Source organism: uncultured Mycobacterium sp. (genome assembly GCF_964249325.1).
GTDB lineage: Bacteria > Actinomycetota > Actinomycetes > Mycobacteriales > Mycobacteriaceae > Mycobacterium.
On the sequence record NZ_CAXUCH010000212.1, the window covers coordinates 1 to 7,286 of the forward strand.

General features: G+C 65.5%; 7 protein-coding genes and 1 pseudogene. 2 read left to right on the plus strand and 6 right to left on the minus strand.

Going from position 1 to position 7,286, the window contains the following annotated elements:
* The 4 genes from ACFE99_RS20145 to ACFE99_RS20160 form a co-directional block, all read right to left on the minus strand.
* On the minus strand, window positions 1–204 hold a 204-nt coding region (locus ACFE99_RS20145; RefSeq protein ID WP_375488184.1), incomplete at its 3' end, for a WXG100 family type VII secretion target.
* A 54-nt stretch (window positions 205–258) separates the two neighbouring features.
* Window positions 259–555, minus strand: coding sequence for a WXG100 family type VII secretion target (locus ACFE99_RS20150; protein ID WP_375488185.1), 297 nt, complete (start codon window positions 553–555; stop codon window positions 259–261).
* 111 nt (window positions 556–666) lie between these two features.
* A complete protein-coding gene (locus ACFE99_RS20155) occupies window positions 667–1,926 on the minus strand; it encodes a PPE family protein (protein ID WP_375488186.1) in 1,260 nt (419 codons plus the stop codon).
* A gap of 19 nt (window positions 1,927–1,945) precedes the next feature.
* On the minus strand, window positions 1,946–2,245 hold the full coding sequence (locus ACFE99_RS20160) for a PE family protein (protein ID WP_375488187.1): 300 nt from the start codon (window positions 2,243–2,245) through the stop codon (window positions 1,946–1,948).
* A gap of 160 nt (window positions 2,246–2,405) precedes the next feature.
* On the opposite strand from ACFE99_RS20160, the gene ACFE99_RS20165 reads away from it, so the two are divergent.
* A complete protein-coding gene (locus ACFE99_RS20165) occupies window positions 2,406–3,110 on the plus strand; it encodes a response regulator transcription factor (protein WP_375488188.1) in 705 nt (234 codons plus the stop codon).
* Window positions 3,107–4,519 (plus strand): sensor histidine kinase, encoded by a 1,413-nt coding sequence (locus ACFE99_RS20170; RefSeq protein ID WP_375488189.1) that lies wholly within the window; start codon window positions 3,107–3,109, stop codon window positions 4,517–4,519. The genes ACFE99_RS20165 and ACFE99_RS20170 overlap by 4 nt, the downstream gene beginning before the upstream one ends.
* A gap of 47 nt (window positions 4,520–4,566) precedes the next feature.
* Here ACFE99_RS20170 and ACFE99_RS20175 read toward each other — a convergent pair whose 3' ends face one another.
* Together ACFE99_RS20175 and ACFE99_RS20180 are read right to left on the minus strand one after the other, a co-directional pair.
* The gene (locus tag ACFE99_RS20175; protein WP_375488190.1) at window positions 4,567–6,627 is read right to left on the minus strand and encodes an FAD-dependent oxidoreductase; all 2,061 of its coding nucleotides are present in this window, start codon (window positions 6,625–6,627) and stop codon (window positions 4,567–4,569) included.
* A pseudogene (locus ACFE99_RS20180) lies at window positions 6,624–7,286 on the minus strand (adenylate/guanylate cyclase domain-containing protein); the annotation flags it as partial. The gene ACFE99_RS20175 and the pseudogene ACFE99_RS20180, both read right to left, overlap by 4 nt.

The window sequence follows — 7,286 nt, forward strand, 5'->3', positions numbered from 1 at the left end:
GGCCTGCTCGTAGATCACCGGGAAGTTGCGGCCCAACTGGGTGATGAACTCCTGGCACGCCGTCGACCCGGCACCACCCCAAAAGTCCCCAGCAGCAAGCACATCTCGAACGATGGCCTGATGCTCAGCCTCCAACGCCATCGCCTGGGCACGTATGGTGGCGCCATGCGCGTCGACGTCGCCGAACTGGTAATTGATCGTCATGGTTTGAGTCCTCCTTGCGGGTAACAGCTTTGCGCACCAGGAGCTATCAGCGGGCTAGCTGCTCAGAATCTGCTGGGACGCCTGCTCTTGCTGCTCGTAGTTGTTGGCGTCGCGGATCAGCCCGTCGCGCACCCCGTGCAGCATGTTCACGATATTGCGGAATGCCTGATTCATCTGACCCATGGTGTCGTAGGACGTTGCTTGCGCAGACCCACTCCAGCCGGCACCGGCGATGTTCTGCGAGGATGCCCACATCTTGCGGGCCTCGTCCTCCACAGTCTGAGCATGCACATCGAAACGACCTGCCATGGCACGCATCTGGTTGGGGTCCGTCATAAAACGGGTAGTCATTTCACTGCCTCCTTTGGAGAATGATCTCGGTCAGCGCCCGCCTATTCGGCGGCCTACGATGCACCGCAACAGGCGGCTAATGTGAAACGGCCTGAGTGGTTCTCCCTTCTGTTATCCGGCGGCCGGCGGGCGGGCGATCACAGCGGGACGGAACCCGTATCGAGGACCAAAACTGCTCCCGCCGTTCCCGGGGAAACCCGCCAGCAGGTTTTGGAGCTTGTCCGGCAGGTCGTCCAGGGACGGCACCGTGCCCTGGCCGGCCATGTTCTTTACCGGCGTCATGGGTAGTAGCGAGACCCCTGGGACGGAGCCCAGGCCGGTGTTCGGGAATCCGGCGCCGACAGGGTTGATCGCCGGGGCCGCCGCCGACCATGCCCGCGGAACCGACAGGGCACCGATCGATGTCGCCCGGCCTACCCCCGCCGACACCGCTCCACCGCTCCCGCCAATACCCGAGCCCGCCGGGCCTGCCGACCCCAAAGGGGCCGCCCACGAACCGGGCCCGCGCTTCACAGCCGATGCCGCCGCCGGAGCGCCCTTGGCGGCACCGCCCGTCGTCGACATCAGAGACTTCATCGAGTTCATCATCGACATGCCCCTCATGGGCATCGTCGCCAGCTGCTGCACAGGGGACATGAAGCTCTTCAGATTGTTCATCGACGACGTAAGCGACGACGTTGAATGCGTAGACGGTGAGGACGACGTCGACGAAAGGGGTGAGCTGAGTCCCTGCAGGGTCGAAGGCACCGCCGACATCGTCTGGGACAGTGTCATCTGCGTGCTCGTGCCGGCGGACGTGCCGGTGGCTTGTGCGACCGCCGCGTTCTGTCCGGCCAGTCCGGCCGGGTTGGTGGTTTGTGGCGGCGGCGCAAAGGGATTCATCGTCGAGGCGGTTGCCGACGAGGCCGCATAGCCGTACATGGCGGCCGCATCCTGTGCCCACATCTCGCCGTATTGGGCTTCGGTGGCCGCGATCGCCGGGGTGTTTTGCCCCAGGAAGTTCGTCGCGATCAGCGACATCAACAAACTGCGGTTGGCCGCGATCACCGGCGGTGGCACCGTCATGGCAAACGCCGCCTCATAGGCGGCTGCCGCTGCGCGCGCCTGGTTGGCCGTCTGCTCGGCCTGGGTGGCGGTGGTGCTCATCCACCCCACAAACGGTGCGGCTGCGGCGGTCATAGATGCCGACGCCGGACCCGACCACGAGTCCGTGGTCAGCGCCGCGATCCTCGAGCTATAGGAAGCGGCGGTGGAGTGCACTTCAGCGGCCAGCGCGTCCCAGGCGGCCGCAGCGGTCAACAACGGGCCCGATCCCGCACCGGCGTACATTCGGGCGGAGTTGATCTCTGGTGGCAGCATTCCGAAATCCATTGCTGAATCCCCTTTGGTTTCACCCGGTCGCCACCGCGTTGGCAGCCTCAGTGGCGGCATATGACCCGGAGGCGGCCGTCATGGTCGCCACGAACTGTTGATGAATTGCCGCGGCCTGGGCGCTGATCGCCTGGTAAACCTGGCCCTGCGCAGCGAACTGCGCCGCGGTCAGCGCCGACACCTCGTCCGCGGCGGCGGGAACCACCCCAGTGGTCGGGGCTGCGGCTGCCGCATTTGCAGCGGTCATCGCCGAGCCGATACCGTCCAAGTCGCCGGCCGCAGCGGTCAGCATTTCCGGCTGTATGGTCAGGAATGACATGTGCTTTCCCTCCTCCGAGATGCGGCGAAGACCCCATGCCGGGATCGTGGTGGTCGGTTAGACGCAGAGGGTCCGAGGCAAAGCTGAAGCGAAGCTGAAAACGGTGCCGTACGACGCGTTTTGCTCAGGCTCCCTTCAGGAAAGCCGTCACAATAGCGGTGTGCACAGAGCCCCACGGCAGCACTCGGACACAAGCCCGCCAAGGGTGCTGGTGGTAGAGGACTACGGCGCCATCCGCGAGATGGTCGTGGAGGCGCTTGCCGACGCCGGATATGTCAGCGGCGGACGGGTGGACGGTCGTGGCCTGGAGGACGTGCTGGCCGCATTTCGCCCCGATCTGGTGGTGCTTGACGTGATGCTGCCCGGCCGCGACGGTTTCTCCCTTATCGATGTGGTGCGCGGCTATGGTGATACCGGCATCGTCTTGCTCACCGCCAAAGACGCGCTCCATGACCGCGTACGTGGGCTAGACGCCGGCGCTGATGACTACGTGGTCAAACCTTTCGATGTGGCCGAGTTGGTCTCGCGAGTGGGCGCAGTGCTGCGGCGGCGAGGACGAGTGCCATCGGCCATGCAGGTCGGTGACCTTGTCTTGGATGTGGAAGCTGGCGTGGTCAGTCGTGCCGGTGCAGTACTGGATCTCACCGGCACCGAGTTCAAGCTGCTCACTTACCTCGTCGAACAGCGGGGCCGGACCGTGAGCAAGGATCAAATCTTGGCGGCGGTATGGGGATACGACGCCTACGACGCCAACCTCGTCGAGGTCTACATCAGCGCGCTGCGCCGCAAGCTGGAGGCACACGGCTCTCGGATGCTGCACACGGTCCGGGGAATCGGCTACCAGTTATCGGCATGTCATCCATGACCGCGGCGACCACACCTACTCCGTCGCTGCGCCGACGGGTGACTGTGGCGACGGTCGGTGTGATCGCCGTCTTGCTGGTCGTGCTCGGCGTGGCTATCGACGAGGTCGTTGGGGTGCAGCTCAACCGTGACCTGGAGGCCCGGCTGGACGATGGCATCGTCCGCGCCGCCAATCTCGTCAAGGCTGGGGTCGGGCCTGCCGAGATCGTCACCCAGCTGCAAGGGCGGCAAATCCGCGTGCAGGTGATCGACCGAAACGGCACCCGCTACGGTGACCGCACGATCGTGCCGACCCCGCCACCACCGCTGCCGCCGAAGGGACCACCACTACCGGCGTCCCGGCACGAGCGGACCAGCAAGACGGTGACACGCGTTCTGCGGGACGGTTCGAAACTCACCATGGTGGCGAACACCACTGGGATCCATGCCCGCCAGGCCAAACTGCGGCGCGACCTCCTCGTCGGCGGGGCCGCCACACTGGTAGTGGTCGCCGTGCTGGTCAGATTCGCGGTTGGACGCGCGCTGACCCCCCTACAGCGGATTACCTCAACAGCCGAGCGGATCACCTACGGTGACCGAGGGCGCCGACTCCGGCCCGACCGGCCAAAAACCGAACTCGGGCACGCGGCCGCCGCATTCGACAACATGCTCGACGCACTCGAGGACGCCGAGACCAATGCCCGTCAGGCCGCCGAAACGGCGCAACGCGCCGAAGCGAAGACTCGGCAGTTCCTCTCCGATGCGGCGCATGAGCTGCGCAGCCCGGTGGCCGGCATCCAGGCGGTGGCACACCAACTGACGGCCAGCACAAAAGCAACCGGTGATGACGACGACGCCACGACCGCCCGACGACGCCGATACGCCGCGCTGCTGGCCCAGGAAACTCGACGAGCCACCAGGTTAGTCTCTGACCTGCTCGACATTGCCAGCATCGATGCGGGGGTAGCGCTGCCCAACGAACACATTGACCTGCGTGACATTGTTGCCGCCGAGGTGGACCGAGCCGCCATGCTTGCCCCCAGCCTGAGGGTGCGGCTCGTCGGGGACGGCAACCAGCTACCCATCCGCGCCGACTCCAGCCGCATCGCGCAGATCTTGTCCAACTTGTTGGACAACGCCCGCCGATACACCCCGAATGGCGGGCGGATCACGGTGTGCACCGCAGCCCGCGACCAAAACGCCGAGGTGACGGTCATCGACTCCGGCCCCGGCATTCCGCAAGCTGACCAGGAGCGGGTCTTCGACCGACTGGTCCGCCTTGACGACGCGCGGGACCGCGACTCCGGCGGCGCCGGCCTCGGCCTGCCGATCGCCCGAGCACTGGCCCAAGCCCACCACGGCACGTTGAAATGCCTTCCCCAAACCAACGGAGCGGCCTTCCGGTTAACCCTGCCTATGGTGCCGGAATGAGCTATGCATCAAACCCGGGATAGTCCAGAACGAACCGTCCCGACACTTCACGGGATATAGAAGCCCCGTACGCGGTGGTAGCGGTGACGGCCCAGTAGCGCGTTCGCCGCTTGGAAGCCCGACATCACGGCGGCCTCGATGCAGCCGGCGTTCATGCCGCAATCGGTCCAATCGCCCGCCAAAATCAGGTTGTCGTAACCGCTTTCGTCCGGGCGCAGGCGGTACCGATCACTTCCCGGTACCGACTGAACGTAGCGATCCGACGGGTCGATGTTCACGCTCACATGCTGCGTTGCCAACGCATCGGCGCCACGCCGACCGTCAACGCCGGTCAGCAGGTGCCACGCGAAGCCGTCCTCGGTGCACGCGCCCGGGAAGTAAAGGCGCACGTGGTTGTCGAGATATCTGACGGCGTCTGTGCGCACCTGACTTTCGCAGCGGCGAACGTACTCGAGGCTGTCGTCTGTCATGTGCAGCGGCGTCCGCAAAGTGCCGCAGAAATAGGCGACAGCGCCCGGCCGGTCCTCGTCGGGCCAGTCCTCTGCCCATAAGGTTTGCGGCATCGACGCCCAGGTATCGAACGGGGGCACATAGCCGCTGGTGGTGACTCCCGGGTGGCGCCACCCTAATGCGGTCTCGTCTGGCCGCAGCCAAATCTGAAATGCCTGGGTGGCGACCGTGCTGATCTTCGTTGTCATCTCCCGCCACTCGGGCCGATGCGTAATGAGTTCGCCCGCAACGACATTCACCATGCCGAGCGACACCGCCAGGACAACATGGTCGAAGTCGACGCCCCTGCGCAGCACCCGTGTTTCGGCGTCTACGCGTTGGTGGAAATGCGATTCCAGACAGCCGATACCGGCGTTCGCGTCAAGCTGACTGGCCACCGGCGCGTTCGGAAAGACGGGAAGGCCGCGCACGCGGACAAGCGGTTCGTAATGGTCGATTCCGTCGGCGAGCCGCAGCTGTCGTCCCACCGTGATCGCTTCGACGGCCTGATGCGCGGTATCGAGGTGCAAGGCATCGAGGCGATGGAAAAACTCGAACTCCACACCGCGTCGTCGCAGTACCTGATACAGGGGGGCAATCACGACGTCGCCCATTCCGGCCGTCATCTTCCAAAACAGCGCGCCCTTGTATTGAAACAGCATGTTGCCGGTCCACAGCACGGCCAGCCCCGCAGCGAACGCGCGTCGGCTCCGGTCACCGTCGCGGTAGCCGAACACCATGTCGTAAAGTCCACGCACCAGCGGGAATTGGAGCACGTCGGGGTAAGCACCATGGCGCAGGATCCAGTCGCCGAAATCCTCGTCGTTGATCGCTCGGAAGCCGCGCGGGTCGGTGAGCAGGTTGTCGGCGATCAGCCCGCGCACGGTAGCGGTCAGCAGCGACAGCAGCAGCCACGCCCGCTTGTGATCGGGGCGATGGTCGTAGTCCAGGCCGACCCGGATCGCATTGAGAACCCGGTCTACAAGGCCGCTTTCAGAACGTTGTGGCGGTGGATCGGCCATCGCAGCCAGTACGGCCGTCACGCCGCGGCGCACCGCCTCGACCGACCGGATATGCGCTGGTGGGTCCGGTGAGGTGGTAAGCGCAAGACCGACTGCGGCCGGCTCACCGAGCGAGTCGGTGAAATCGAGTATCAGCTGAAGTGCCCGGCGAACAAATCCGACCACCGTGAGTTCCCGGCCGGTGCCGTCGGGTTCGCCGGGCAGTTCGCGATTGCGGGCGAACCGGCCGCGCCAGATCAACCAGTCGTCCTGCGGCCGGTCGGCCAGGGCGAGATTGTCGTAGGGGATCATGGCCTGGTCCCAGCTGCGGATCGGCACCTGCGGATCGCTTGCGGCCCTGTCCAGTTCGGCGTAGCACTGCCGAAGCAGCCAGAACGCGTTCTCGTAGGAACCCAGCCACACGTGCAGGCCGTGTTCTTCGATCCGCCCGTGTTCTCCCCGACTGGACGCCGCCTTGCCGCCGAGTCGCCAGCCGCGCTGATAGACGGTGATAGAGTCGAACCGCTCCCGCCAGCCGGGCTCGCTGAGCCGCCAGGCAGCACTCAACCCGGCCATACCTCCGCCGAGGATGGCCACCCGGCCCCCGGGCCGGCTCACCCGAGCAGCGCCCGCGCTCGCGTCAGCTCGGGCCAGGACTGCTCGGATGGGAAGCGGCCGACCGCGTCGGCCAAAGCCCCGCGGGCAGACTCGCCGACAAGCTCGAAATCGTCTGCGGCTGCGCGCAATTCGAAGATCAACGCACCCTGCTCGCGGGCCAGCGCGACAGCATCGCAAAGACCTTGATGGCATACCTCCGCGTCGTCGGATGTGTGGGCCTGGATCCGCAGCAGTTCGCCGTCGTAGAAATGCATTCCGGTCTCGTCGGCCAGCTCCAGCGCAATCCGCACCCGATCACGGGCGGCGTCCTGCTGCCCAGCGGCGCTGAGCAGGCGTGCCAGCACCGCGTCGTAGCACGTGAGAAAGACCTTCAGGTCATACGCCCGCCAGGTTTGCACGACGGCGGTCATCGTTTCGATGAGCGCCTGCAGCGTCGTGGGATCGGACTTGTCGTCCGCCAGCGCAGCCACCGACCGTACGGTGGCGTCTTGTGTGGCGGCCACCATGACCCATTCGTCGAAGCCGTGCTGCGTGCCCAGGTCGGCCAGTTCTGCGACAAGCTCTGCGGCGCGCTCCAGTTGGCCCGCTTCGATGCGCACCCAGGTCTCCAAAGACTTTGCGTAGGCCAGGCTGAACATGCCGTGTGGGAAGGTCAGCAT